General features: G+C 74.5%; 26 protein-coding genes and 1 tRNA gene. 13 read left to right on the top strand and 14 right to left on the bottom strand.

Going from position 1 to position 24928, the window contains the following annotated elements:
- Positions 1 to 106 precede the first annotated feature (106 nt).
- Positions 107 to 1132 carry an NADPH:quinone reductase gene (locus ACFQTY_RS08680; RefSeq protein WP_378099447.1) on the bottom strand — a complete coding sequence of 342 codons (1026 nt, stop codon included), beginning with the start codon at positions 1130 to 1132 and terminating at the stop codon, positions 107 to 109.
- A gap of 171 nt (positions 1133 to 1303) precedes the next feature.
- Here ACFQTY_RS08680 and ACFQTY_RS08675 point away from each other — a divergent pair, with 171 nt between their 5' ends.
- Complete coding sequence (locus ACFQTY_RS08675; protein ID WP_378099445.1) at positions 1304 to 1666, top strand: DsrE family protein; 363 nt, start codon at positions 1304 to 1306, stop codon at positions 1664 to 1666.
- A 9-nt stretch (positions 1667 to 1675) separates the two neighbouring features.
- Here the strand turns inward: ACFQTY_RS08675 and ACFQTY_RS08670 are convergent, their stop codons facing one another.
- The 3 genes from ACFQTY_RS08670 to ACFQTY_RS08660 all read right to left on the bottom strand — a co-directional run bounded on the left by ACFQTY_RS08670 (position 1676) and on the right by ACFQTY_RS08660 (position 3516).
- On the bottom strand, positions 1676 to 2140 hold the full coding sequence (locus tag ACFQTY_RS08670; RefSeq protein WP_378099443.1) for a DUF4395 domain-containing protein: 465 nt from the start codon (positions 2138 to 2140) through the stop codon (positions 1676 to 1678).
- A gap of 138 nt (positions 2141 to 2278) precedes the next feature.
- Positions 2279 to 2785, bottom strand: a complete 507-nt coding sequence (locus ACFQTY_RS08665) for a thioredoxin family protein (protein ID WP_378099441.1) — start codon at positions 2783 to 2785, stop codon at positions 2279 to 2281.
- Complete coding sequence (locus ACFQTY_RS08660) at positions 2782 to 3516, bottom strand: hypothetical protein (RefSeq protein WP_378099439.1); 735 nt, start codon at positions 3514 to 3516, stop codon at positions 2782 to 2784. Before ACFQTY_RS08660 ends, ACFQTY_RS08665 begins: the two co-directional genes overlap by 4 nt.
- Before the next feature lie 157 nt (positions 3517 to 3673).
- On the opposite strand from ACFQTY_RS08660, the gene ACFQTY_RS08655 reads away from it, so the two are divergent.
- From ACFQTY_RS08655 to ACFQTY_RS08645, 3 genes are read left to right on the top strand one after another with little or no spacing between them, the layout of a single operon-like run.
- Positions 3674 to 4402 carry a response regulator transcription factor gene (locus ACFQTY_RS08655; RefSeq protein WP_291761188.1) on the top strand — a complete coding sequence of 243 codons (729 nt, stop codon included), beginning with the start codon at positions 3674 to 3676 and terminating at the stop codon, positions 4400 to 4402.
- Positions 4403 to 4432: 30 nt separating this feature from the next.
- The gene (gene nhaA / locus ACFQTY_RS08650) at positions 4433 to 5800 is read left to right on the top strand and encodes a Na+/H+ antiporter NhaA (RefSeq protein WP_378099436.1); all 1368 of its coding nucleotides are present in this window, start codon (positions 4433 to 4435) and stop codon (positions 5798 to 5800) included.
- Between the two features lie 11 nt (positions 5801 to 5811).
- Entirely contained in the window at positions 5812 to 6732 is a 921-nt protein-coding gene (locus ACFQTY_RS08645; protein WP_378099434.1) for an alpha/beta fold hydrolase, read from the top strand.
- Between the two features lie 84 nt (positions 6733 to 6816).
- On the opposite strand, the gene nth is transcribed toward ACFQTY_RS08645, so the two are convergent.
- Positions 6817 to 7515, bottom strand: coding sequence for an endonuclease III (nth, locus tag ACFQTY_RS08640; RefSeq protein ID WP_378099432.1), 699 nt, complete (start codon positions 7513 to 7515; stop codon positions 6817 to 6819).
- A 213-nt stretch (positions 7516 to 7728) separates the two neighbouring features.
- On the opposite strand from nth, the gene ACFQTY_RS08635 reads away from it, so the two are divergent.
- Both ACFQTY_RS08635 and ACFQTY_RS08630 read left to right on the top strand, forming a co-directional pair.
- The gene (locus tag ACFQTY_RS08635; RefSeq protein ID WP_291761183.1) at positions 7729 to 8145 is read left to right on the top strand and encodes a hypothetical protein; all 417 of its coding nucleotides are present in this window, start codon (positions 7729 to 7731) and stop codon (positions 8143 to 8145) included.
- A gap of 73 nt (positions 8146 to 8218) precedes the next feature.
- Positions 8219 to 8896 carry a Crp/Fnr family transcriptional regulator gene (locus tag ACFQTY_RS08630; protein ID WP_291761181.1) on the top strand — a complete coding sequence of 226 codons (678 nt, stop codon included), beginning with the start codon at positions 8219 to 8221 and terminating at the stop codon, positions 8894 to 8896.
- 10 nt (positions 8897 to 8906) lie between these two features.
- Here the strand turns inward: ACFQTY_RS08630 and ACFQTY_RS08625 are convergent, their stop codons facing one another.
- The 3 genes from ACFQTY_RS08625 to ACFQTY_RS08615 form a co-directional block, all read right to left on the bottom strand.
- Positions 8907 to 9398 (bottom strand): RidA family protein, encoded by a 492-nt coding sequence (locus ACFQTY_RS08625; protein WP_378099429.1) that lies wholly within the window; start codon positions 9396 to 9398, stop codon positions 8907 to 8909.
- Positions 9398 to 9556, bottom strand: coding sequence for a hypothetical protein (locus tag ACFQTY_RS08620; protein WP_263731390.1), 159 nt, complete (start codon positions 9554 to 9556; stop codon positions 9398 to 9400). Before ACFQTY_RS08620 ends, ACFQTY_RS08625 begins: the two co-directional genes overlap by 1 nt.
- An 89-nt stretch (positions 9557 to 9645) precedes the next feature.
- Positions 9646 to 9933 (bottom strand): WhiB family transcriptional regulator, encoded by a 288-nt coding sequence (locus tag ACFQTY_RS08615; protein WP_291761174.1) that lies wholly within the window; start codon positions 9931 to 9933, stop codon positions 9646 to 9648.
- Between the two features lie 313 nt (positions 9934 to 10246).
- Here ACFQTY_RS08615 and ACFQTY_RS08610 point away from each other — a divergent pair, with 313 nt between their 5' ends.
- The 5 genes from ACFQTY_RS08610 to ACFQTY_RS08590 all read left to right on the top strand — a co-directional run bounded on the left by ACFQTY_RS08610 (position 10247) and on the right by ACFQTY_RS08590 (position 15413).
- Positions 10247 to 12724: a transglycosylase domain-containing protein gene (locus tag ACFQTY_RS08610; RefSeq protein WP_378099426.1), complete on the top strand. Its 2478-nt coding sequence runs from the start codon at positions 10247 to 10249 to the stop codon at positions 12722 to 12724.
- A complete protein-coding gene (locus ACFQTY_RS08605; RefSeq protein WP_378099424.1) occupies positions 12724 to 13659 on the top strand; it encodes a metallophosphoesterase in 936 nt (311 codons plus the stop codon). The genes ACFQTY_RS08610 and ACFQTY_RS08605 overlap by 1 nt, the downstream gene beginning before the upstream one ends.
- A gap of 111 nt (positions 13660 to 13770) precedes the next feature.
- Positions 13771 to 13844: transfer RNA gene (locus ACFQTY_RS08600), tRNA-Pro, on the top strand.
- A 150-nt stretch (positions 13845 to 13994) separates the two neighbouring features.
- The gene (locus tag ACFQTY_RS08595) at positions 13995 to 14861 is read left to right on the top strand and encodes a cell filamentation protein Fic (RefSeq protein ID WP_378099422.1); all 867 of its coding nucleotides are present in this window, start codon (positions 13995 to 13997) and stop codon (positions 14859 to 14861) included.
- A gap of 48 nt (positions 14862 to 14909) precedes the next feature.
- Complete coding sequence (locus tag ACFQTY_RS08590) at positions 14910 to 15413, top strand: DUF2510 domain-containing protein (protein WP_378099420.1); 504 nt, start codon at positions 14910 to 14912, stop codon at positions 15411 to 15413.
- An 81-nt stretch (positions 15414 to 15494) separates the two neighbouring features.
- Here ACFQTY_RS08590 and ACFQTY_RS08585 read toward each other — a convergent pair whose 3' ends face one another.
- From ACFQTY_RS08585 to ACFQTY_RS08575, 3 genes are all read right to left on the bottom strand, one after another.
- Positions 15495 to 16547, bottom strand: coding sequence for an aspartate-semialdehyde dehydrogenase (locus ACFQTY_RS08585; RefSeq protein ID WP_378099418.1), 1053 nt, complete (start codon positions 16545 to 16547; stop codon positions 15495 to 15497).
- Between the two features lie 5 nt (positions 16548 to 16552).
- A complete protein-coding gene (locus ACFQTY_RS08580; protein WP_378099416.1) occupies positions 16553 to 17830 on the bottom strand; it encodes an aspartate kinase in 1278 nt (425 codons plus the stop codon).
- Between the two features lie 150 nt (positions 17831 to 17980).
- A complete protein-coding gene (locus ACFQTY_RS08575; protein ID WP_378100703.1) occupies positions 17981 to 18715 on the bottom strand; it encodes a sulfite exporter TauE/SafE family protein in 735 nt (244 codons plus the stop codon).
- Between the two features lie 196 nt (positions 18716 to 18911).
- Here ACFQTY_RS08575 and ACFQTY_RS08570 point away from each other — a divergent pair, with 196 nt between their 5' ends.
- Together ACFQTY_RS08570 and ACFQTY_RS08565 are read left to right on the top strand one after the other, a co-directional pair.
- Complete coding sequence (locus ACFQTY_RS08570; protein ID WP_378099414.1) at positions 18912 to 19892, top strand: ABC transporter ATP-binding protein; 981 nt, start codon at positions 18912 to 18914, stop codon at positions 19890 to 19892.
- The gene (locus ACFQTY_RS08565; protein WP_378099412.1) at positions 19889 to 20986 is read left to right on the top strand and encodes an ABC transporter permease; all 1098 of its coding nucleotides are present in this window, start codon (positions 19889 to 19891) and stop codon (positions 20984 to 20986) included. The genes ACFQTY_RS08570 and ACFQTY_RS08565 overlap by 4 nt, the downstream gene beginning before the upstream one ends.
- A gap of 54 nt (positions 20987 to 21040) precedes the next feature.
- On the opposite strand, the gene ACFQTY_RS08560 is transcribed toward ACFQTY_RS08565, so the two are convergent.
- The 3 genes from ACFQTY_RS08560 to ACFQTY_RS08550 form a co-directional block, all read right to left on the bottom strand.
- A complete protein-coding gene (locus ACFQTY_RS08560; RefSeq protein ID WP_378099410.1) occupies positions 21041 to 21607 on the bottom strand; it encodes a DUF5063 domain-containing protein in 567 nt (188 codons plus the stop codon).
- Between the two features lie 10 nt (positions 21608 to 21617).
- Positions 21618 to 22217: a recombination mediator RecR gene (gene recR / locus ACFQTY_RS08555; RefSeq protein ID WP_263731378.1), complete on the bottom strand. Its 600-nt coding sequence runs from the start codon at positions 22215 to 22217 to the stop codon at positions 21618 to 21620.
- Positions 22218 to 22347: 130 nt separating this feature from the next.
- On the bottom strand, positions 22348 to 24927 hold the full coding sequence (locus ACFQTY_RS08550; RefSeq protein ID WP_378099407.1) for a DNA polymerase III subunit gamma and tau: 2580 nt from the start codon (positions 24925 to 24927) through the stop codon (positions 22348 to 22350).
- Between the last annotated feature and the right edge of the window lies 1 nt (position 24928).

Here is a 24928-nt window from a genome sequence, read left to right as displayed (position 1 = left end):
CGGACATGGGCCCATCGTAACGACGCCTGGTCTGCTCCCCGGACGCACGGCCGCGCGCTGCGACGGTGCGGTCACCGGCTCACCGCCGCAGCGCCGCAGCGCTGCGTCAGCCCTCGGCGACGTCGATCAGCACCTTGCCGACGATGCCGCCCTCGACGGCGTCGTGCGCCGCGGCCGTCTGCTCCAACGGGTAGTGGTGCAGCGGCAGGCCGTGCTCCTCGCCGATGCCGAAGGCACCGTCCGCCACGGCGGCGGTGACGTCCTCGGCGGCCGCCGCGAGCGCCGCGGCCCCGACGGTGTAGAGCAGCACCCCCTGCAGACGCACGTTCGTGGAGAACATGCCGCGTACCGGGAACGTGAGCTGGTCGCCGCCGTTGTTCGCGTAGATCGAGATGGTCCCGCGCGGCCGGATCAGCGCCAGGTCGGTCTCGAGGTTCTGCACCGGCGCCACCTCGACGACGATGTCGACGCCCTCCGGTGCGATCGCGCGCACCGCCCGCGCCACGTCCTCGCGCCGGTAGTCCACGGTGTGCTGAGCGCCGGCGGCCGTCGCGAGCGCCGCCTTCTCCGGGCTGCTCACCGTGGTGACCACCGTCGCGCCCGCCCACCGGGCGAGCTGGATCGCCGCGTTGCCGACGGCTCCCGCACCGCCGGCGACCAGCACGGTCCGCCCGGCCAGCGCACCGGCCGCCAGCCTGCGAGGGCCGTCCTCCAGGGTGGTCAGCGCGCGGTGCGCCGTCACCGCCGGCACGCCGAGGTCCGCGCCGAGGTCGAAGCTCGCGCCCTCGGGCAGCCGGTGCACCCGGTCGACCGGCAGCACGGTCAGCTCCTGCGCCGTCCCGGTGGGCCGCTGGTGCTGGGCGAGCATCAGCCACACCCGGTCACCGACCGCCAGGCCGTCGATACCCTCGCCGACCGCGTCGACCACGCCGGCGCCGTCCTGGTTCGGCACCACCTCGTCGAACGCCAGCCGCGAACCGGTCGATCCGCTCCGGGCCTTCCAGTCCGTCGGGTTCACGGCCGACCGCACCACCCGCACCCGCACCTCGCCGGCACCGGGCGTGGCGACCTCCCGGTCGACGAGCTGCAGCACGTCGCTGGCGCCGGGACGGGTGAAGACGATCGCTCGCATGGGTCGGCCTTTCGTCGGGGATGGCTCGGTGAGGTGGCTCGGTGAGGTGGCTCCGTGAGGTGGCTCCGTCGGGGGCCAACCGACGACGACGTGCGGATATGCCCACGACCGCGGGCGACGTGGCCCGACCCGGCACGGCGACGCCCGCGCCGGCCTGGCTAGCCTGTGCCGGTGACGCGCTCCCTGGTGATCAAGTCCACGTCCGGCACCGACCGCCCCGAGGCGGCGAACCAGGCGTTCACGGTCGCGGCCGCGGCCGTCGCAGCCGGTGCCGACGTCAGCCTGTGGCTCACCGGCGAGGCGAGCTGGTTCGCCGTGCCCGGCCGGGCGGCCGAGCTGGAGCTGGCGCACGCCACACCGCTGCCGGAGCTGCTCGAGCTGCTGCTGGCCGACGGCCGCGTCACGGTGTGCACCCAGTGCGCCGTCCGGCGCGGCATCACCGCGGACGACGTGCTGCCGGGCGTCCGGATCGCCGGGGCGCCCGTGTTCGTGGAGGAGATCGTCGCCGAGGGCGCCCAGGCCCTCGTCTACTGACAGGCCGGGCTAGGCCGAGCGCGCCGACCGCAGCCGCAGGCCCAGCAGGTACAGCTCGCACCCGAGGCACAGCCCGAACGCCGCGTTGAGGAACGCCGCGACCAGGGCGAGCGCCGCGCCGACCGTCACACCGAGCGGGGCGCCGAGCACCGCGACCAGCAGCCCGGCACCGGTGACCACCAGCCCGACGAGCTGGGCGAACCGCGGGGGCCGCGGGTCCTCGCGCTCGGTCGGCGGGGCGAGCCGCGGCGCGACCAGCCGCCGGTAGACGGCGCCCTGCCACGTGCGGCCGACCCCGCGCGCAACGCCGAGGGCGAACCCCGCGGCGACGAGGGCGAGGACGACGGTGGCCGCGGTGCCGGTGCCGAGCAGCAGGACGGCGACGAGCAGCACGGCGGTGAGCGCCGCGCCGAAGCGGGGCCCGCGGGGGTCGATCCCGGCGGGTGCCTGCACAGAGGTGGTGGACGTGCTCATGGGGGTTCTCCGGGGGCTGGTGCGGGGCGCAGTGCGCCAGGGCGCGGGGCCGGGACCATCCGATGCCGGGGGCGGTGGACGTGCAGGGCACGTGCAGCGGGACCGCGGCGGGGCCGGACGCCTCCGCCGCAGCGGGGCTCAGCCGGCGGTGGTCCCGCGCGGACAGCCGTCGGCCGGAGGCGGGCAGGCCTCCAGGGCAGCGAGCGCCTGACGCCGGTCGGTCGCCCCGGACATCCGCCCGACGACGACACCGGCGCCGTCGATCAGCAGGACGGTCGGGGTACGCATCACGTCGAAGCGTCGCACGAGGTCCAGGTGCTGCGCGACGTCCAGGTCCACATGCCGGACACCAGCTTCTTGAGCGGCGAGATCGGCGAGCACCGCGTGGGTGCGCCGGCAGGGCGTGCACACCTCGCTGGACAGCTGGACGAAGGTCGCACGCGTCCCGGGCTCCACGCCGATCTCCGCGCTCGTCAGGCGCTCAACGCCAGGTCCGTGGACGTGCGGCCCGTCGGTCAGGTCGGCGGCCGCCAGCACCGCCGCCGGCACCGCGGTGAACCGGCCGTTGCGCCGCTGCCACGCCAGGCCCACCAGGACCGCCGCGGCGAGCACCGCCACGACCAGCACCACGCGGGCCACGGTCACCGGACCAGCACCCGTCCGACCACGTACAGCACCATGCCGGTCACGCACACGGGCAGGGCGATCGCGGCCAGCGCCGGCATCCGCCGCCGCAGCTCCGGCATCCCGTCGAACAGGGCGTCCATCGCGGCGACCAGCACGCCCACCGCACCGCCCAGCAGCGCGCCGACGGCCGGGCTGAACGAGGCGAGCGGGATGCTGACCAGCGCACCGACCCCGGCGGCCGAGAGCACGGTGGTGACCGCGCTCAGCCACCGCGCGACAGCCAGGGCGGACACCGCGGAGCCGACCGCGAGCGCCACCGCGCCGGTGACCACCAGCGTCGGTCCACCGGACAGCGCGTCGGCCGCCGCCCATCCGGAGGCGGTCAACGCGATCACGGCACCGGCCGCCGTGCCGGACACCGACTCGACCATCCGCACGCGCCCGTCGCGGCGCAGCAGCTCGTTGACGAAGGCCAGCAGCAGCGCCCCGGCCATCGCGATGGACAGCGCGGACAGGTCCGACGACGCCGTGACGAACGCGACGGCGTACAGCGCACCGGCGCCGGCGAGGCCGATCACGGCCGACGAGCCGGGCGGGAAGGGCAGCCGGGCGAGCCACGGCCAGCCGAGCGCCAGCAGCACCACGAGCACGAAACCCGCCCCCACCAGGGCCGTCGGGTGCAGGTAGCCGGCGAGCGCGACCGCAGCCGCGAGGGCGGCCGTGGCCACCGACCGGGTGGCGATGGTCATCGCGCCACCACCTGCGCAGGGCCGCCGAGCGCAGGCACCGGCGCGGGGGCGGGGGTCAGCACGCTGGGATTCTCGCAGATGCCGTGCCGCGGACGGCTCGACATACGCCTGCGCAGCGCGCGGTACCGTGTGCTCACTCGCGCGCCTGGAGGTCCTGGTGGCAGACCTGCTGCTCCTCACTCCGGCGTCCGGGGGGTCCGCGCAGGTGCTGCCCGCACTCGGCCTGCTGTCGCACCGGGTGCGGGTCCTACCGGTGGAACCGTCCGCTCTCGTGGACGCCCCGGACGCAGACATCGTCGTGCTCGACGCGCGCCGTGACCTGGTGACGGCGCGCACCACGTGCCGGCTGCTGCGCGCCACCGGCCTGACGGTCCCGCTGATCCTGGTGCTGACCGAGGGCGGCCTCACCGTGGTGACCGCCGAGTGGGGCGCTGACGACATCGTGCTGGAGAACGCGACCCCGGCCGAGGTGGAGACCCGCTTCCGCCTGGTGATGGAGCGCGCGGCGACCGCCGCCTACGAGGACGCACCGCTGGAGATCAGCGCCGGCGAGCTGACCATCGACGCCGGCGGGTACACCGCCCGGCTGCGCGGCCAGCCGCTCGACCTGACCTACAAGGAGTTCGAGCTGCTCAAGTACCTGGTGCAGCATCCGGGCCGGGTGTTCACCCGCGCCCAGCTGCTCCAGGAGGTGTGGGGCTACGACTACTACGGGGGTACCCGCACGGTCGACGTCCACGTGCGGCGCCTGCGGGCCAAGCTCGGCCCCGAGCACGAGCAGCTGATCGGCACGGTGCGCAACGTCGGCTACCGGTTCGACCCGCCGAAGGAGGCCCGACGCGGCGCCGACGACCGCTCCGGCCTGACGGAGACCGCCGGCCTGTAGTCGCTTTCCACCGGTAGCCTGGCTGGCGGTGTGCCGGGAAGCCTGGTCGGCGTCCTGCTGCCGACCCCGGAGGTCCCCGTGCCGCCCCGCCGCGAGATGCACCCGCGTCCCACACCTGAGCGCGCGCGCGTCCAGCCGGTCGGTGCCGGCCGCGCACCGCGTGAGCACCGCCGACTCTTCGCCGCCCTCACCCCCGGTGGGGAGCGGAACCTGCTCGACACGCTGCGCGACGAGCGGACCGGCGCCGTGCTGCTGCTCGTCGCGACGGCCCTCGCGCTCGGGTGGGCGCAGCTGTGGCCGGCCGGCTACCGCTCGACGTGGGCGACCGCGGTCGGGCCCGCGGCGGTGCACCTGCACCTGACGCTCGGGCAGTGGGCGACCGACGGGCTGCTGGCGGTGTTCTTCTTCGTCGTCGGGCTGGAGCTCAAGCGCGAGCTGGTGACCGGCGAGCTGCGCCGACCCGCGACCGCGGTGGTGCCCGCCGTGGCCGCCGTCGGCGGCATGGCCGTGCCCGCGCTCGTCTACCTGGCCGTCAACCTGACGTCGGCGGACGGCCGGCCGGTCGGCTGGGCCGTGCCGACGGCCACGGACATCGCCTTCGCCGTCGGGGTGCTGTCCCTGGTGGGACGCTCGCTGCCCGCCTCCCTGCGCGCCTTCCTGCTGACGCTCGCGGTGGTGGACGACCTGCTGGCGATCGTCGTCATCGCGGTCTTCTACGCCCGTTCGCTGTCCGTGCTCCCCCTGCTCGGCTCACTCGGTGCGGTCGCCCTGTTCGCGGTGCTGGCCCGCCGAGCGCGCCCGCCGGTGTGGCTGCTGCTTCCGCTCGCCCTGACGGCGTGGGCCCTGCTGCACGCGTCCGGTGTGCACGCGACCATCGCGGGCGTGCTGCTGGGGCTCAGCGCGCCGACGAGCCTCCCGGCCGGCGCGGCGCCCGATGCGGCGTCGACCGCGGAGCGGTGGGAGCACCGCTGGCGTCCCCTGTCGGCCGGCGTCGCGGTGCCGGTGTTCGCGCTGGCGGCGGCGGGGGTGACCGTCTCGGGCGACGTGCTGCGTGCCGCGTCGCACGATCCCGTCGCGGTCGGCGTGGCGGCGGGCCTGGTGCTGGGCAAGCCGCTGGGCATCCTCGCCGCCACCTGGGCCGTCGCCCGGTTCACGCGTGCCACCCTCGCACCGGCGCTGGGCTGGGCCGACGTGCTGGGGGTCGGGCTGGTGGGCGGGATCGGGTTCACGGTCTCGCTCCTGGTGGGCGGCCTTGCGTTCGGCTCCGGGAGCCCGCACGACGAGCACGTGGTGGTCGCGGTGCTCGCGGCCTCCGCGGTGGCGGCCGTGCTGGGCGGCAGCACCCTGGCGTGGCGGGACCGGGTGCACCGACGGCGCCGCCGGTCGGTCAGCGGGTAGGTTTCGTGCCGATGAGCACCGTCGACTCCGCCGAGCTCGCCGTCGACGGCCCGTGGGAGCACCGCTTCGTTCCGGCCAACGGCGCGCGGTTCCACGTGGCGCTGGCGGGGCCGGACGAGCGGGACGCCCCGCTGGTGGTGCTGCTGCACGACGTGCTCACCTACTGGTGGGCCTGGCGTCACCAGCTGCCGGCGCTGGCAGAGGCCGGGTACCGGGTCGCCGCGATGGACGTGCGCGGCACCGGCGGGTCGGACAAGCCGCCGCACGGCTACGACGCCCCGACGCTGGCCACGGACGTCGCCGGGGTGATCCGGTCCCTCGGTGCCGGCCAGGCCGTGCTGGTCGGCGCCGGCACCGGCGGTCAGCTCGCCTGGGCCACCGCCGCCCTGCACGGGGACGCGGTGCGCGCCGTCGCGGCGCTGTCCTGCCCGCACCCGCTCGACGTCGGTCCCACCACGGTGCGCCCCGCGGCGGCCCGTCGTCTGGCCTACGTGCAGCTGCCGTCCGTCCCGGAGCGGGCGCTGACGGAGGGCGACCTCGCAGCCCGCCTGCTCACGGGGCTCAGCGGCGGTCGGGGCCGCCCCGACGCGGAGGCGGTCGAGGCGTACACCAGGGCGCTGCGGGTGCCGTTCGCCGCCCACAGCCAGCTGGAGCAGGTCCGGTGGCTGCTGCGGTCCCGCCCCCGGCTGGACGGACGCCGGTACCTCGCCGCGTTCGAGCGCGCGCGGCCGCTGCCGACGCTGCAGGTGCACGGTGACCGCGACGGGGTGTGCACCCCGGCGGCTGCCGCCCTGCACAGGTCGACGGCTGCGGCGCTCGCCCGCCCCTACCGCTACGAGCTGCTGCGCGGCGTGGGTCACTACGTGTCCGACGAGGCGCCCGAGCGGCTCACCGCCCTGCTCCTGGACTGGCTCGACGAGACCCTCGTCTGAGGCTCGCCGAGACCCTCGTCCCACCCCACGACGCTCCCGTCGGGCCGTCCCCGGCCTCGCGCTCCGGGGCGTCCCGTCCCCGGGTCAGCCCTTCACCATCGCCGCGGCCTTGACCGGGTCGTTCTCCCCCATGCCGGCCGACGGGCACAGCGCGAACACCGGGCACGCGCCGCACGCGGGCTTGCGCGCGAAGCAGATCCGGCGGCCGTGGAAGATCAGGTGGTGCGAGGCCATCGTCCAGTCCTTGCGCGGCAGCAGGGCGCACAGGTCCTGCTCCACCTGCACCGGGTCGTCGCTCTCGGTGAGGCCGAGCCGGCCGGACAGCCGCAGCACGTGGGTGTCCACCGGCAGGCCGGGCACGCCGAACGCGTTGCCGAGCACGACGTTCGCCGTCTTGCGCCCCACCCCCGGCAGCGTCACCAGGTCCTTCATCCGGCCGGGCACCTCACCGCCGAACCGCTCGACCAGCGCCTGGCCGATGCCGATCACGGCGCGCGTCTTGGCCCGGAAGAACCCAGTGGGCCGCAGGATCTCCTCGAGCTCGGTCGGGTCCGCCGCCGCCATCGCGGCGGCGTCCGGGAACCGTGCGAACAGCGCCGGGGTGGTCAGGTTGACGCGCACGTCCGTGGTCTGCGCCGACAGGACGGTGGCGACCAGCAGCTCGAACGGCGTGCGGAAGTCCAGCTCGATGTGCGCGTCGGGGAAGTGGACCGCCAACGCGCGGTCGATGCGACGTGCTCGGCGGGTGCGCGCGAGCGTGGACTCGTCGGGAACCAGGGTCACCGTCGCAGGTTACGCGGCGGCTCCGACACGGCCGCCGGGCGGCCTGCTCCCGCGTCGGCCCACACGTTCGGCCGTCCGGGGGAACCGGCCCTGCACACGGGGGCAGCGGTGCGTCCGCCCGAGTGAATCTGGACGGGTGTCCGGGTGGTCCCGCTCAAGTCGGGGGGCCGATGTCCCGAATCAGACACCAGGAGACCACGGGACGGAGGTGCGGTGACCACGCAGCACGTGCTCGACGTCCACACCCTCCGGCTCGACCACCGCGCCCTGCGCGCCGAGCGGTCCCGGGTCGGCTGGTGGCGGCGGCTGGTCCGCGCCCGCCTCGACCTCCTCGTCGCGCGGGCCGTCGGTCCGCAGCCGCTCGGCGAGGAGCTCGCCTTCCAGCTGCCCCTCGACGTCGGCCTGGACGTGCCGCGACCCGACGAGCTCGAGGCGGTGCTGGGTGGCCACCGCTCCGGCACCCACCTCGACCAGCTCACCGCACTCCGGGCGCTGGACAGCCGGCTGGTGCGGTACCAGGACGGTGTCGACGCCGCCCTGGCGGCCGCCACCGAGCGGCTGATCGGGCACCTGGCGGGGCAGCCGGACGCCGTGCTGGGACCCGTCCCGGAGCACGAGTCCCGCAACTGACCTGCGCGACCGCCATGGGGCAGACTGAGCGCTGACGCCGTCCCTTCGGCGCCTGCGGGAAGGTGGACTGATCGTGGCTGACGACGTGGTGCTGACCGCCCCGCTCTTCGCGGGCCTCGAGCCGGACTCCGCGCGCACGCTGATCGCGTCGATGAAGAGCATCGACGTCGGCCGCGGGGACGTGCTGTTCCACGAGGGTGAGCCGGGCGACCGGCTCTACGTGATCCGCGAGGGCAAGATCAAGCTGGGCACCCGCTCCAGCGACGGCCGCGAGAACCTGCTGGCCGTGCTGGGCCCCGGCGAGATGATCGGCGAGCTCTCGCTGTTCGACCCGGGCACACGCACCGCCACCGCCACCGCGATCTCCGACGCCGTGGTGCTGGAGATGGGCCACCACGACCTGCAGACCTGGCTGGCGTCCACCCCGGCGGTCGCCGAGCACCTGCTGCAGGCGCTGGCTCGCCGGCTGCGCCGCACCAACGAGGCGCTGGCGGACCTGGTGTTCTCCGACGTGCCGGGCCGTGTGGCCAAGGCGCTGCTGGACCTGTCGAGCCGGTTCGGCCGACCGGTCGACGACGGCATCCGCGTGGCGCACGACCTGACGCAGGAGGAGCTGGCCCAGCTGGTCGGCGCGTCCCGCGAGACGGTGAACAAGGCGCTGGCCGACTTCGCCGCGCGCGGGTGGGTCCGTCGAGAGGGCCGTGCCGTGGTGCTGCTCGACGTCGACCGCCTGGAGCGGCGCGCTCGCTGAGCGCCGCCGGTCAGGCGACCTCGACGACCAGCTCCACCTCGACCGGCGCACCCAGCGGCAGCGCCGCGACGCCGACCGCCGAGCGCGCGTGCACGCCCGCGTCGCCGAGCAGCGCGTGCAGCAGCTCGCTCGCACCGTTCAGCACGGCCGGCTGACCGGTGAACGTCGGGTCGCTCGCGACGAACCCGACCACCTTGACCACCCGCACCACCCGGTCCAGGGCCGCGACGGCGTCCCCACCGGGACCGGCCAGCAGGCTCCCGACGGCAGCGAGCGCGTTCAGCGCCGCGATGCGCGCCTGCTCCGTGGCGGCCGGCGGCGTGACCTGACCGGGCGTCAGCCCGACGATCCCCGTGACGGTCAGCCCGCCGGCGACGAACGGCAGCTGGCCGGACGTCCACACGTACGAGCCGGTGCGCACCGCGGGCACGTAGGCGCCGACGGGCGCGGCGGAGGACGGCAGCTGCAGGCCCAGCTCGGCCAGACGGTCGGCGACGGACATCAGGCCTCCCGCGGCCGCTTGAGGTAGGCGACGAGGTTGCCGTCCTGGCCCTGCAGGACCGTGACCAGCTCCCAGCCGTCCACCCCCCACTGGTCGAGGATCGCCTTGGTGGCGTGGACGATCAGCGGGACGGTCGCGTACTCCCAGGCAGTGGCCATGCACCCACCCTAGGCGACGGCCCGACGCCGGTCCGGTGCGCGCCCGCCGCTGTCCGCCAGCGGTGCGGCACCGGACCTCGGCTGCGCCGTCAGCGCACGTCGCCGGCGGTGGCGAGCTCGCTGCGCCACGAGCGGACCTCCGGGCGACGACGCAGCAGCGCGCGCCGCTCCCGCTCGGTCATGCCGCCCCACACCCCGAAGTCCATCCGGCTGTCGAGCGCGTCGGCCAGGCACTCCAGCCGTACCGGGCACGTGCTGCACACCGACCGGGCGTCGCGTTGCGCCGACCCCTCGACGAACAGGGCGTCCGGCGCCAGCTTGCCCTTGCCGCAGGCTGCCGACGCGGTCCAGTGGCCCTCCCGCGATGTCCAGGCCATCGCGCACCTCCTTGTCACGCGGGCACCCCCCCGAGTGCCCCCTGGTGGGGGACCGTACCGGGGAGTAGTACCGCTTGACGAGCCGCCGTTCGGGTCATCCTGCCTGGTGAGAAGCGTGGAAGCGCTACCAGACGAGCGTCCAGGTGTGTCCGTGATGCCACGAACGTCCTGATCTTGCTGTCCAGCACAGGTAACCGGGACCAACGTCCCCGCCGTGCGCGGGCCGTCCTGCGGTGTGCACATACCGTGCAGACCCGGCTCGCACGGGGAGGTCCACGGGAACGGGTCAGGTGTCGCCGTTACCCTGGCGGGCATGGCGTCCCCTGCCCGCTCGCCCCGTACGCACGGTCGCTTCATCCGGCCCGGCCAGGCGTTGGCCCTGTTCCTGGCGCTGGTGCTCGTCGCCGGCGTCGGCGGCGTGCTGGCCGCGGGCCTCGCGCTGCCCGCGGTGGCGGTCGCGAGCGGCACCACGAGCATGACGGTCAAGGCCTTCGACGGGCTGCCCACCGAGCTCGAGCAGGCCGCGCTGCCGCAGAAGTCGACCATCCTGACGGCGGACGGCAAGGTGCTGGCCACCTTCTACGACCAGAACCGGGTGGTGGTCCCGCTCGACCAGATCGCCCCGATCATGCAGAAGGCCGTCATCTCCGTCGAGGACAAGCGGTTCTACGAGCACGCGGGCATCGACGTGCAGGGCATGGCGCGGGCCGCGGTGAACACCTTGATCGGGCAGAAGGAAGGCGCCTCGACGCTGACTCAGCAGTACGTGAAGAACGTGCTGATCGAGGCGGCGCTCGCGATCCCCGACCCCGCGCAGCGTGCGCAGGCGCTGGCCGACGCACGGGACAACTCCGGCTCCTCCGGCATGGCGCGCAAGCTGCGCGAGGCGAAGCTGGCGATCACGCTCGAGAAGACGATGACCAAGGACCAGATCCTCGAGAAGTACCTGAACATCGCCCAGTTCGGTGCGTCGTCGATCTACGGCGTGGAGTCGGCGGCGCAGTACTTCTTCGGCAAGCACGCCAAGGACCTGACGTACCTCGAGGCGGCGACGATCGCCGGGATCACGCAGAGCCCGACGAAGTGGGACCCGGTGCTCAACCCGGCCGACTCCCAGAACCGCCGGGACACCGTGCTCGACCTGATGTACCAGCAGGGCTACATCACGCAGGCGGAGCACGACAAGGGCGTCGCCACGCCGCTGAAGGACACCCTGCACGTCACGCCGATCAAGCAGGGCTGCATGACGGCGAACGACACGGTCGCCGGTTCCGGCTTCTTCTGCGACTACGTCACCAAGGTGATCCTCAACGACCCGGCGTTCGGCAAGACTCAGTCCGACCGGCAGGCCCTGCTGTACCGCGGCGGCTTGACGATCACCACCACGTTGATCCCGGGTGAGCAGACGGCGGCCGACGAGGAGGTCAAGGCCGGCGTGCCGGTGAACGACCCGTCGGGCATCGGCAGCGCGCTGGTCTCCGTCGAGCCCGGTACGGGCAAGATCACGTCGATGGCGGAGAACCGCGTCTACAACCCGATGCAGAACGCCGGCCCGGGTGAGACGGCGCTGAACTTCAACACGAGCTTCGAGTACGGCGGCTCGCGCGGGTTCTCCCCCGGCTCGAGCTACAAGGCCTTCACGCTGCTGGAATGGCTGCGCCAGGGGCACTCGCTCAACGAGAAGGTCAACGCGGCGCCGCTGCAGTACAACCTGTCGCAGTTCACCTCGTGCAAGGGCAAGCTGTCCGGCGTCTACAAGTTCAGCAACTCCGAGAGCAACCAGAACTACCCCCAGACGGTGCTCAGCGCGACGGCCAACTCGGTGAACTCCGCGTTCATCGCGATGGGCCTGCAGCTGAACCTGTGCAACATCGTCAACGGGGCGGCGGACCTCGGCGTGCTGCGCGCCGGTGACCCGAACGAGAAGGACGCCTCGGGCGACCCCCAGGGCGGCGTGCCGTTCGGGCCGTACGCGGGCAACATCCTCGGGTCGGAGCAGACGTCGCCGCTGATGATGGCCGGCGCCTACGCCGCGTTCGCCTCCGGCGGCGTGTTCTGCAAGCCGATCGCCATCACCAGCGTCACGGACGCGACCGGCAACAAGCTCAACGTGCCGAGCGCGGACTGCCAGCAGAAGGTCGAGCCGCAGTACGCCGCCGCGATGGACTACGCGATGAGCAACGTCTGGAACGGCACGGCCAAGGCCGTCGGCGCACCGCCGTTCCCGGCAGCCGGCAAGACCGGTACCACGACCAAGAACGAGGAGCTGTGGTTCGTCGGCTTCACGCCGCTCCGCGCCACGGCGGTGTGGTCCGGCCAGATCACGAACCAGCAGCAGACGTTGCACGGCGAGACGATCAACGGCAAGACGTACTACCAGGGACCGTTCGGCTCCGACATCTCGGCACCGACGTGGAAGCGGTTCATGATGCGCATCATGGCCGGCCAGAACGTGCCGAGCTTCCCGGCGGTGGGCAGCGACCAGCTGTACGGCAAGCAGGTGGGCGTGCCGTACGTCGTCGGGCAGCCGCAGGACCAGGCGACGTCGACGCTGCAGAACGCCGGGTTCACCGTCCAGGTCTCGCCGAACCAGGTGCAGTCGTCGGTGGCGGCCGGGTCCGTGGCGAGCCAGTCGCCCACGGGCACCGCGACGCCGGGGTCGACGATCACGTTGGTGATCTCGAGCGGGCAACCGGCACCACCCGCACCGACCCAGCCCGCGCAACCGGGTCCGGGTCAGCCCGGTCCCGGCAACCCGAATCCCGGTGGCGGCCCGGGTCCCAAGGGCTGATGGGAACCCTGAGCCGGACGACGGGCGCGCTCGCGCTCGCCGGCGCGGGCGCGCTCGCGTGGGGCGCCCTCGTCGAGGTCCACTGGTACGCCCTGCGGGAGGCCACCGTCCCCGTGCTGGCCCCCGGGCAGGCGCCGCTGCGCGTGCTGCACGTGTCGGACCTGCACCTGACGCCGGGTCAGCGGCGCAAGGTCGACTGGGTGCGCGACCTGGCGACCACGCGGCCGCACGTCGTCGTGAACACCGGCGACAACTGGGCCCACCTGGACGCGATGCCCGCGCTGCTCGAGGCGCTCGAGCCGCTGCTGGAGGTGCCGGGGGCCTTCGCCCTCGGCTCCAACGACTACGTCGCCCCGCAGCCCAAGAACCCGGCGCGGTACCTGCAGCGGGATGCCCGCACGGCCCAGGTGGAGCCGGTGGCGCTGCCGTGGCGTGAGCTGGTGCGCCGGTTCACCTCGGCCGGGTGGGTGGACCTGGACAACCACCGGGGCGTGCTCGACGTCGACGGCCGGCGCATCTCGCTGGTCGGCACGGACGACGCGCACCTCGATCGCGACCGCTTCCCCGCTGCGGGCGGCCCGGACGACGTGCGGGGCGCCGAGAGCCCGGTGGACCTGCACGTCGGCGTCACCCACGCGCCGTACCGGCGGGTGCTGGACGCGATGCTCGACGACGGCGTCGACCTGGCCATCGCCGGGCACACCCACGGCGGACAGCTCGGTCTGCCGTTCTGGGGCGCGCTGGTGACCAACTCCGACCTCGACACGCGGCGGGCGAAGGGTCTGCACGGCTGGCCCGGCCCACGTCCGGACCGCCCGGGCGGCGGCGACTCGATGTGGCTGCACGTCTCGGCCGGGCTGGGCACCTCGCCGTACGCGCCCGTGCGGTTCGCCGTCCGTCCCGAGGCGACCCTGCTCACGCTCGTCCCCCGCTGAGTCCCAGGCGGCACGACGTCCCCGACGTCGTGCTGCCAGGGCACTGGCTCCGGCGCCTCCGAGGCGATTTCCTCGCCCGTGGCGGCGTCGGCTATCCTTGCCAGGTTCCTCCGGGGTGTGGCGCAGCTTGGTAGCGCGCTTCGTTCGGGACGAAGAGGTCGTGGGTTCGAATCCCGCCACCCCGACCCGGAGACGACGACGGCCCTTGACCGGCAGAAGTGCTGGTCAAGGGCCGTCGTCATGTGCGCTGAACGGTCCCGGACCGTGCGGGTGGTGGGCCGTTCGCCCACCGGCGGGACGTCGGGGCTCGGCGCGGCGCCCGGCAGACTGGTCCCGTGAGCCCCGCGACCGAGCCCGCTGACGACGTGCTGGCGGGGCTGGCGGCCCTCCCCGGCGTCCCCGCCGCCGTCACCAGGGCCCGGGACGCCTGCACCGAGCTGCGCCGGCATCCCGCGATGCGGCGGCGCTGGTCCGAGGTGCGGGTGCGCGCCGGCCTCGAGGCCGCCCGGGCGAGCGCGGCGCTGGACGGGGTGCGGGTACCGGTGGAGAACGTGCAGGCGCTGGCCGCCGGAGCGCCCGCACAGGGGCCGACGGACGACGTCGTGCGGGGTGCGGTGCGGACGCACGCGGCCGTCGAGCGCCTGATGCCGGACCTCGGTGCACCGAGCCGGGTCGGCGACGGCAGGGGCACCATCGGCCCGCTCCCGCTGGGCCAGCTGCTCGCGCGGCTGCACACCCTCGCGGCGGCGGGCAGGGTTCCCGACGAGGAGCTGGGCCGCCCCCGCGGCGACCGCCCGACCGCCGACCTCGCCGGTCTGGGAGCCGCGCCGGCCGGTGCGGAGGTCGGCCACCGGCTGGCCATGCTGACCGAGCTGGTCCGCCACACCGGCGCCCCTGCCGGGGTGGTTGCCGCCGTGCTGCACGGCGAGCTCCTGGCGCTGCGGCCGTTCACCGCCGCGAACGGCGTGGTCGCCCGTGCCGTCGCCCGCCTGACCGTCACCGCGGGCGGCCTCGACCCGACCGGGAGCGCCGCCGCAGAGCCCGTCTGGGCGGATGCGCCGCTGGTGTACCAGGCCACCGCCGCGGGCTTCGCCACCGGTGAACCGGACCGGGTCGCCGCCTGGCTGGTGCTCTGCGCCGATGCCGTCGCCGAGGGCGCCACCCGCGCGGCCCGGCTGGCGGACGAGGTGCTGTCCCACTGAGGGGTGACGGCGCTCAAGGCCGCGCCGGCACCGGACGACGCGTGCCTCATGAGCGTGCCGCTTCCACCCGCGGGTTGGTATGCGGACGGGTCCACGCCGAACGTCGTCCGCTGGTTCGACGGCAGCCGATGGACCGAGCACGTGACGCCGGTCGCCGCGCGCGCTGCGCAGGTGCCGGCGTACGCGTCCGGTCCGTACGTGCCGGGGTACGCGCCTGGGGCCTACGCCGCGGCCGCCTATGGTCCGGCGCCCGCCGGCAGCGACATGGGGCCGGGCAACGGTCTGCACTCAGTGCTGCCGGTGGGGCGCTCGTGGCAGTCGATCGTCGCCGGCTACGTCGGGCTCTTCGCGCTCTTCGCGTGGTTCATGGCCATGGTCGGAACGGCCGGGGCCGCGTTCGGGGCGGTCGTCGGGCTGCTGTCGGCGGCGCTCGGCATCGTCGCGATCCGTCGCGCGTCGACCGGCGGCGACGGCCGCGGCCGGGCCTGGTTCGCCGTCGTCGCCGGCGTGTTGTGCCTGGTGATGACCGTGGTGGTGGCCTCCGGGGCCTGAGGCCGTCGGCGCCCGGCCACCGGCCGCACGACGCAGACCGGCCCCGGCACCCTCGGGTGCCGGGGCCGGTCCTCGCGAACGTCAGGCCGTGGCGAAGCGGCGGGCGACCAGCAGCTCGGCGATCTGGATGGCGTTGAGCGCGGCACCCTTGCGCAGGTTGTCGTTGGACACGAACAGTGCGAGACCGCGTCCCTCGGGCGCGCCCTCGTCGGTGCGGATGCGGCCGACGTACGACGGGTCCTTGCCGGCCGCCAGCAGCGGCGTCGGGATGTCCTCCACCTGCACGCCGGGGGCGTCGGCCAGCAGCTCGTAGGCACGCTCGACGGACAGCGGTCGCTCGAACTCGGCGTTGACCGACAGCGAGTGACCGGTGAACACCGGCACGCGCACGCACGTGCCGGAGACGAGCAGGTCCGGGATCTCGAGGATCTTGCGCGACTCGTTGCGGAGCTTCTGCTCCTCGTCGGTCTCGCGCAGCCCGTCGTCCACCAGGTTGCCCGCGAACGGGACCACGTCGAAGGCGATCGTCCGCGGGAACTTGGTCGGCGCGGGGAAGTGCACGGCCGAGCCGTCGTGCACCAGCCCGAGGGTGTCCTCCTCGACGGCGGCGCGGACCTGCGAGTCGAGCTCCTGCGCACCGGCGAGCCCGGCCCCGGACACGGCCTGGTAGGTCGAGACGATCAGACGGCGCAGCCCGGCCTCGTCGTGCAGGGGCTTGAGCACCGGCATCGCGGCCATCGTGGTGCAGTTCGGGTTGGCGACGATGCCCAGCGGGATGTCGTCGAGCGCGTGCGGGTTCACCTCGCTGACCACCAGCGGGACGCGCGGGTCCTTGCGCCAGGCGGAGGAGTTGTCGACCACCAGGGCACCGGCGGCGGCGAAGCGCGGCGCCTGCTCCTTGGACGTCGCCCCGCCGGCGGAGAACAGGGCGATGTCGATGCCGGACAGGTCCGCCGTCGCGACGTCCTCGACCGTGATCTCGTCGTCGCCCCAGGGCAGCGTCCGCCCCGCGGACCGCGCCGACGCGAAGTACCGGATCGACGCGACCGGGAACTCGCGCTCGGCCAGCAGCCGGCGCATCACGCCACCGACCTGCCCGGTGGCCCCGACCACTGCGACGTTCACACCGCTCATCCCGCTCACCGCCCCGTCCCGCCGTACACGACGGCCTCGTCCGACTCCGTGTCCAGCCCGAACGCCGTGTGCACCGCGCGGACCGCCTCGTCGAGCGAGTCGGCCCGGGTCACCACGGAGATGCGGATCTCGGAGGTGGAGATCATCTCGATGTTCACGCCGGCCTCGGACAGCGCCTCGAACAGCTTGGCGCTGACGCCGGGGTGCGAGCGCATGCCCGCGCCGATCAGCGAGAGCTTGCCGATGGTGTCGTCGTACTGCAGGGACGCGTAGCCGATCTCCGGCTGGTGCTCCGCCAGCGCCGCCATGCCGACGCTGCCGTCCGTCGCCGGCAGCGTGAACGAGATGTCCGTCAGGCCCGTGCGGGCCGCGGACACGTTCTGCACGATCATGTCGATGTTCACGCCGGCGCCGGCGACCACCGTGAAGATCTTGGCGGCCTTGCCCGGCACGTCGGGGACGCCGACCACCGTGATCTTCGCCTCGGAGCGGTCGTGCGCGACGCCCGAGATGATCGGCTGCTCCACGGGAACCTCCTGGTGCGGGTCGGGCGCGTCGGTGACGAGCGTCCCGGTGTGGGTGGAGAACGAGGACCGGACGTGCACCGGCACCTGGTAGCGGCGGGCGTACTCGACGCACCGCAGCATGAGCACCTTCGCGCCGCTGGCGGCCATCTCGAGCATCTCGTCGTAGCTGATCCGGTCGAGCTTGCGGGCGGTCGGCACGATGCGCGGGTCGGCCGTGAACACGCCGTCGACGTCGGTGTAGATCTCGCAGACGTCGGCCTCGAGGGCCGCCGCGAGCGCCACGGCGGTGGTGTCGCTGCCGCCGCGGCCGAGGGTGGTCACGTCGTTGGTGGCCAGGTTGACGCCCTGGAAGCCGGCGACGATCGCGACCTGGCCCTTGGCGAGCGTCTTGGTGATGCGGCTCGGCGTGACGTCGATGATCCGCGCCTTGCCGTACGTCTCGTCGGTGATCACGCCGGCCTGCTGGCCCGTGAAGCTCTTCGCCTCGACGCCGAGCTGGTCGATCGCCATCGCGAGCAGGGACATGCTGATCCGCTCGCCGGCGGTCAGCAGGATGTCCATCTCACGCTCGGGCGGCAGCGGCGTGACCTGGTGGGCGAGGTCGATCAGCTCGTCCGTCGTGTCGCCCATCGCCGAGACGACCACCACCACGTCGTTGCCGGCACGCTTCGCCTCGGCGACCCGCTTCGCGACGCGCTTGATGCTGCCGGCGTCGGAGACGGACGAGCCGCCGTACTTCTGCACGATGAGGGCCACGAGGGTGCGCTCCGGATGGGTTGCGCGATCAGACCGCGATCGGACGAGGGGCGCCTGCGAGTCTAGGTCGGCCCACGATGCGGACCGACGGGTTTCCGCATGACGGACGCGGTGGCCCGCACCGGGCACCCGCCGGAGCGTCTGCGCTGGTCAGCCGAGGACGTCGACCGCCAGCCGGGCGATCAGAGCGGCCACGACGACGACGAAGACGACGCGGACGAACGCGCTGCCCCGCGCCACCGCCGTCCGCGCCCCGAGGTACGCCCCGGCGATGTTGGCGCCGCCGACCAGCAGCCCGAGCCGCCACAGCGGCGCCCCCTCCAGCGTGAAGACCAGCAGGGCACCGAGGTTGGTGGCGACGTTGACGATCTTCGCCTGCGCCGACGCCTCGAGGAACCCGTAGCCGACGACGCCGACCAGGGCGATCACCAGGAAGGAGCCGGTGCCGGGGCCCAGCAGGCCGTCGTACGCGCCGAGCACCAGGCCGAGCCCCAGCGCCACCGCCCGGTGCCGGCGGCCCGTCCAGCGCAGCTTGGTCGCGCGTCCCACCCGGGGCCGCGCCACCGTGTAGGCGCCCACCAGCACCAGCGCCACGAGGATGACCGGCTTGAACACCGAGGTGGGCAGCAGCCCCGCGAGGGCCGCTCCCCCGGCGGCACCGGCCAGGGCGGTCATCGCCATCGGCCCTGCCGTGGACAGGCCGGGCTGCACCCGCCGGTAGTAGGTCAGCGCGCTGACCGACGTGCCCATGATCCCGGCCACCTTGTTGGTGGCCAGCGCCTGCACGGGCGTGATGCCGGGCACCAGCAGCAGCGCCGGCAGCTGCACCAGCCCACCGCCGCCGACCACCGCGTCGACCCAGCCGGCGGTGAACCCGGCGAGCATCAGCAGGCCGACCGTCGCGAGCGTCAGGTGCAGGCCGGAGACGGTCACGGTCGCGGACCCTACCTCCCGCACGGACCTGGTCGGGCGGCGGCCGGACGGCCCGCCCGTCGACCGCGCCCGCAACCGGCGCAGTCCCGGCACAGGATCCCCTCAGAAACCGGGCACGGCGCCCGGTGCCCGGCCCTACCGTCGGGCCATGACCAGCGACGTCGCTGCCTCGGCCGTCCCTGCCCAACCCCGCTCGCCCGGTCCGGGCGGCCCGGACGGGATCCGCACCGCCGGCGTGGTCCGCAGCTTCGGCGCCGTGCGGGCGCTGGACGGCGTCGACCTGCACGCCCGCGCCGGTCGGGTCACCGCCCTGGTGGGGCCCAACGGGTCCGGGAAGACGACGCTGCTGCTGGTGCTGGCGGGGCTGCTGGCACCGGACGCGGGGACGGTGGGCATCGACGGGTACGACCCGGTGACGGACGGCCCCGCGGCGCGGGCCCGCACCGGCTGGATGCCGGACACGTTCGGCACGTGGGACTCGCTCACGGCACGTGAGGTGCTGCGGACGTTCGCCGCCGCGTACCGGCTGCCCGCGGCGTCCGTCGGCGCCCGCGTCGACGAGCTGCTCGCCCTGGTGCACCTCTCGGAGTACGCCGACCGGCCGGCAGCGGTGCTGTCACGCGGCCAGAAGCAGCGGCTGGGACTGGCTCGCGCCCTGGTGCACGACCCGGCGGTGCTGCTGCTCGACGAGCCCGCGTCCGGCCTGGACCCGCGGTCGCGCGTCGACCTGCGCGAGCTGCTGCGGCGACTGGCCGACGAGGGCCGCACGGTGCTGGTGTCCAGCCACGTGCTGTCCGAGCTGGAGGAGATGGCCGACGACGCGGTGTTCCTGTCCCGCGGCCGGACGGTGCTGACCGGCGACACGGACGCGACCCTCGGCACCACCGGCAGCCGCCGGCCCTGGCGGGTGCGCGCGCTGGACGGGGAGGCGCTGCAGGGCTGGCTCACCTCGGTGCACGCCGCGTGGCGGCCCGACGACGACGGCGTGCTGATCGACGTCGACGGGGACGAGGGCGCCGCCCGGCTGGTGCGGGACGCGGTTGCGGCCGGGGTGCCGCTCGTCTCGATCGCCCCCGCCGGCGGGGTGCTGGAGCAGGCCTACCTGGCCCTGGACGAGGAGCGGCGATGAACGGCACGTGGCGGCTGTCCTGGCACGGGGTGCGCACGGTGGCGGCCCTGGAGCTGCGGCAGCGGGTGCGGTCCACCCGCTGGATCGTCGCGCTGGTGGTCTGGTTCGTCGTGGTCGGCGCCATCACGGCGCTGACCACCGGAGCCCTGGGCACGCTGACCGGTCAGGACACCTCTCCCCTGCACCGCGGCCCGCTGCTGTTCTTCGTCGTCACGTTCCTGGTGCTGGGGCTGGGGCTGCTGGTCACCCCGACCCTGTCGTCGACCGCCGTGAACGGCGACCGTGCCGCCGGCACGCTCGCCACGGTCCAGGTGACCCTGCTGACCCCCGCCGAGATCGCCACGGGCAAGCTGCTCGGGGCGTTCGCCGCCGCCACCGCCTTCCTGGTGGCCAGCCTGCCGTTCTACGGGCTCGCGATGGCGATGGGTGGCACGAGGGTGCTGACCCTGGTCAGCGTCGTGGTGGTGACCGCCGTGATCCTCGCCTCGGTGTGCGGCATGGGCATCGGGTTCTCGGCACTGACCGCCCGGACGGCCGGCTCCACCGTGCTGACCTTCCTCGGGGTCTCGGCCCTGGCGGTGTTCACCCTCGTCTTCTTCGGCCTGACGCTGCCCGCGAACACGTCCCAGGAGCAGGTCCGCGTATGGGGCGTCTCGCCGTCGTCGGCGTCCTCCGCGCTGGCGAGCGACGCGACGACGAGCGTCACGTCCCCGACCTGCGAGTGGCGGGTGGAGACGCGGCCCGTCGTCCACACCGAGCGCACCTGGTGGCTGCTCGCGGCCAACCCGTTCGTCGTCGTGTCCGACGCCTCGGCCGTGCCGCAGCAGGACCTGCGGTCGGTGACGTCACCGTTCGCGGCCATCCGCGAGGAGATCCGCACCGCGCGGGCCGGCGCCACCGGTGTCTCGAACGAGTGCTGGGGACCGATAGGACAGGCGGCCCTGCCGACCGAGGGCCCGCGGCCGTCGACGGTGCCGGTGTGGCCGTGGGGGCTCGCGTTCAGCGTCCTGCTCGGCGCGGCCGGCTACGTCACCGCCGTCCGTCGGCTGCGCGTCCCGCAGCGCACGCTGCCGCGCGGCGTCCGGGTGGCCTGAGGCGCGGGGCTCGGGGTCAGGGCTCGGTCGGGCGCACCGCGACGTCCGCCCTGGTCAGGGCTGCAGCGCGTCGTACTCCGCCTCGGCGGCCACATCGTCGTCCACGTCGAGCCGCAGGTGCGCCAGGATCGTCTGCACGGTGCGCAGGGCCGACGACGCCCGCTCGCCCCAGTCGGACAGGTAGGAGAACTGCCACCACCACAGGGCCTCGACCGGGCGGCCCGCCTCGTAGTGGCGCAGCCCCTGAGCGAGCGCCCCGGCGATCGCGACGAGGTCGCCGGACAGCGTCGCCTGGGCCACCTCCGGGCCGACGACGGGGTCGACCACCTCGACGTACTCGTCGACGCCCTCGAACACGTTGGCCAGGTTGGCGCGCAGCGGCTCCACGTCCGGGTCGGGGCCGACGTCCGGCTCGAACCGCAGCGCCGGCACCACGTCATTGATCGCGCCGAGCCGGGCACCGGCGGCGATCACGTCCGACAGCGCGAGGAGCAGCAGCGGCAAGGTCGCCTCGGGGGCCGAGCCGGCGGCCACCTCGGTCACCGTGGTCAGGTAGCTGCGCGCCTCGTCGTGCACCGACCGGGCGAGGGTCGCGAGGTCGTCGGTGTCGCTGTCGGTCATCGTCCGCTCCCTACGCGCTGATCCGTCGGCGGCCCTCGAAGGCCCGGCCCAGGGTGACCTCGTCGGCGTACTCCAGGTCCCCGCCCACCGGCAGGCCGGAGGCGAGCCGGCTGACCGCGAGACCCATCGGGACCAGCAGCCGGGCCAGGTAGGTGGCCGTCGCCTCGCCCTCGACGTTCGGGTCGGTCGCCAGGATCACCTCGGTCACGGTGCCGTCCGCCAGCCGGCTGAGCAGCGAGGCGATCCGCAGGTCGTCCGGACCGACGCCGCCGATCGGGTTGATGGCGCCTCCGAGCACGTGGTACCGGCCGCGGAACTCGCGCGTCCGCTCGATCGCGACGACGTCCTTGGCCTCCTCCACGACGCAGATGACGTTCGGGGAGCGGCGCGGGTCGCGGCAGATGCGGCACTGCGCCTCCTGGGCGACGTTGCCGCAGATCTCGCAGAACCGGACGCGGGCCTTGACCTCGGTGAGCGCGTCGGCCAGACGACGGACGTCCGCCGGGTCGGCCGAGAGGATGTGGAACGCGATGCGCTGGGCGCTCTTGGGGCCGACCCCGGGCAGCCGCCCGAGCTCGTCGACCAGGTCCTGGATCGCCCCCTCGTACACGCCGTCAGCCTAGTTGGTCACCCATCCAGTTGACCTCGCGGGGCCGTCGGACGGCGCCGTGGCGGCGGCCCACCTGGCGGACCGACAGCGCGGCGTCGACGTCGCGGACCCCTCCCGCCAGGCGGGCGGCTCAGGCGTTCGGGTCGTCGATCTGCTCGTCGATGACCGTGCCGCCGAGCAGCCGCGCGACCAGCGGCGCGCCGACCAGGCCGGATCCGTCGATGAGCGGGTCGTCCGGCGACGGCTCGTCGGGCTCGTCGGACCAGCCGGGGGTCGCCGTACGGGGCCCAGAGGCCGCCACCGGGTCCCGGGGGACGTCACGCGGGTCCTCGAACGGCACCTCGTCGTCCGGGGGGATCCAGTCGCCGGGCGGCAGCTCGTCCACCGGCTCGTCGGGCGGCTCGAGGTCCGGTGGCTCGTCGGCGGGACCGCTGCGGCGCGCAGGGGCAGCGTTGCCGGCGGCGCGCGCCTGCGTCGCCGACGCGTGGTCCGATCCTGGCTCCGACGAGGCCGCAGGCGCTGTGGCAGGTGCACCGGGGCGACCGCGGGAGGCGCGCGGTGCGGGACCGCCCCCTGCCGATCCGGTCTTCGGCGCCGGAGCCGCTGCCGGGGCCGAGCCGGACGGCACAGGACGGCCCCACGAGGCCGCGGCCTCGTCCACGCTGGGGATGCCGGGCGACCGGGTCGCCGCGCCGCCCGCCGCGCCGCCTGACGACGACCGGGTGGACGGGTCGGCTGCTGACGCTGGCGCCGCCGTGGCGGCCTGCCGGTCCGTCGGTGCACCGCTGCCGGCCGGTGTCGCCGCATCGCCCAGCACGCCCTCGACCCGGGCCTCGACGCCCAGCGTCTCCCGGAGCGCCTGCGCCACCGCCTCGGCGTGGCTGCCGCGCTGGAACTGCTGGATCAGACCCGGCTGGGCGAAGCCGAGCCGCAACGTCGTGGCGTCGAGCTCGAGCACCTGCGCGTGCTGGCTGACCAGGGCGTGCGTCAGCAGCCGCAATCCGCGGAGGGTACCGAGCACCTCCGGCCAGCGACGGCGGAGCATCTCGGTGTCCGGGCCGCCTGCGCCGCGCGGCGCTGCCGCCGCCGTGGGCGCAGCGGGAGCAGCCGGTGGCGCGACCGGCGTGGTCTCGTCGCCTCCCGAGGCACGTGCGGGTCGGCGGGGCGTCGATGGTGCGGCTGAGGACGACTGCACGGTGCCGTCCGCGCCCACGACCGGCGATGCTGGTGCTGGGGAGGCAGGCGTGGCAGTCGCTGGCCCGGACGCTCGCCGGGCAGGTGCGTCGTCGACCGGCCACGGCGGCGTGTCCAGGTCGACGGGTGTGCTCGGGGTCGCTGTGGCCGGTGCTGCTGCAGCGGGTGCCCCAGCGGTCTCGGGCCCCGTCGCGGGCACCGCGGCCACCGGCGCCTCGGCCACCGGCGGCACGGTGCGCGGGGTGGGCGGCGTCGCGAGTGGCGGAGTGGCTGGCTCCACGGGCGCCGACGCACGGGCGGCCGTCGCAGGCGGGGCACCGGCACCGACCGCCGTCGGGACCGCCGCGAACCCGCCGCGCTCCAGCCGGTCGAGCCGGGCACCGAGACCCGACGTGCCGTCGTCCGCCGCCGGCAGCAGGAGCCGCGCCATCAGCAGCTCGAGGTGCAGCCGCGGCGACGTGGCACCGGCCATCTCGGTCAGCGCCGCGTTGGCCAGGTCGGCGGAGCGGGACAGCTCGGCGGCGCCGAGGTGCGCCGCCTGGGCACGCATCCGGTCCAGCTGGTCCGACGGGATCATGCCGAGGGCCGCGCCGGCGGCATCGCCTGCCGCGGCCAGCACGATCAGGTCGCGCAGGCGCTCGAGCAGGTCCTCGACGAACCGGCGCGGCTCGTGCCCGGTGGCCACCACCCGCTCCACCACCGAGAAGGCGGTGGCGCCGTCGCGGGCCGCGATCGCCTCGACCAGGTCGTCGAGCAGGGACGCCGGTGTGTACCCGAGCAGCGCCACGGCGCTCTCGTACTCCAGACCGCTGTCCCCCGCGCCGGCGATCAGCTGGTCCAGCACCGACAGGCTGTCCCGCACCGAGCCGGCACCGGCCCGCACCACCAGCGGCAGCACCCCAGAACCGACCGGCACGCCCTCCGTCTCGCACACCTGCGCCAGGTACGGCACCAGCACGTCCGGCGGCACCAGCCGGAACGGGTAGTGGTGCGTGCGGGAGCGGATGGTGCCGATCACCTTGTCCGGCTCGGTCGTCGCGAACACGAACTTCACGTGCGGCGGCGGCTCCTCGACGATCTTCAGCAGGGCGTTGAAGCCCTGGTTGGAGACCATGTGGGCCTCGTCGAGGATGAACACCTTGTAGCGGTCCCGGGCGGGGGCGAAGGTGGCCCGCTCGCGAAGCTCACGGGCGTCGTCCACACCGCCGTGGCTGGCGGCGTCGATCTCGACGACGTCGAGGCTGCCCGGACCGCCCGTCGCCAGCTCGATGCACGACTCGCACTCCCCGCAGGGCGTGTCCGTCGGGTGCTCGGCGGTGTTCTGCGCGCAGTTGAGCACCCGCGCCAGGATGCGCGCAGAGCTCGTCTTGCCGCAGCCACGAGGGCCGGAGAACAGGTAGGCGTGGTTGACCTGCCCGGAGCGCAGCGCCTGGCGCAGCGGCGCCGTCACGTGGTCCTGCCCGATGACCTCGGCGAAGGTCTCGGGCCGGTACCGGCGGTACAGCGCTGTGGTCACG

Origin of the sequence: Cellulomonas sp. T2.31MG-18, assembly GCF_964266755.1 — a bacterium.
Classification (GTDB): Bacteria; Actinomycetota; Actinomycetes; order Actinomycetales; family Cellulomonadaceae; genus Cellulomonas.
The sequence above is the reverse complement of the archived record's forward strand: the minus strand, read 5'-3'. Positions and strand labels throughout refer to the sequence as shown.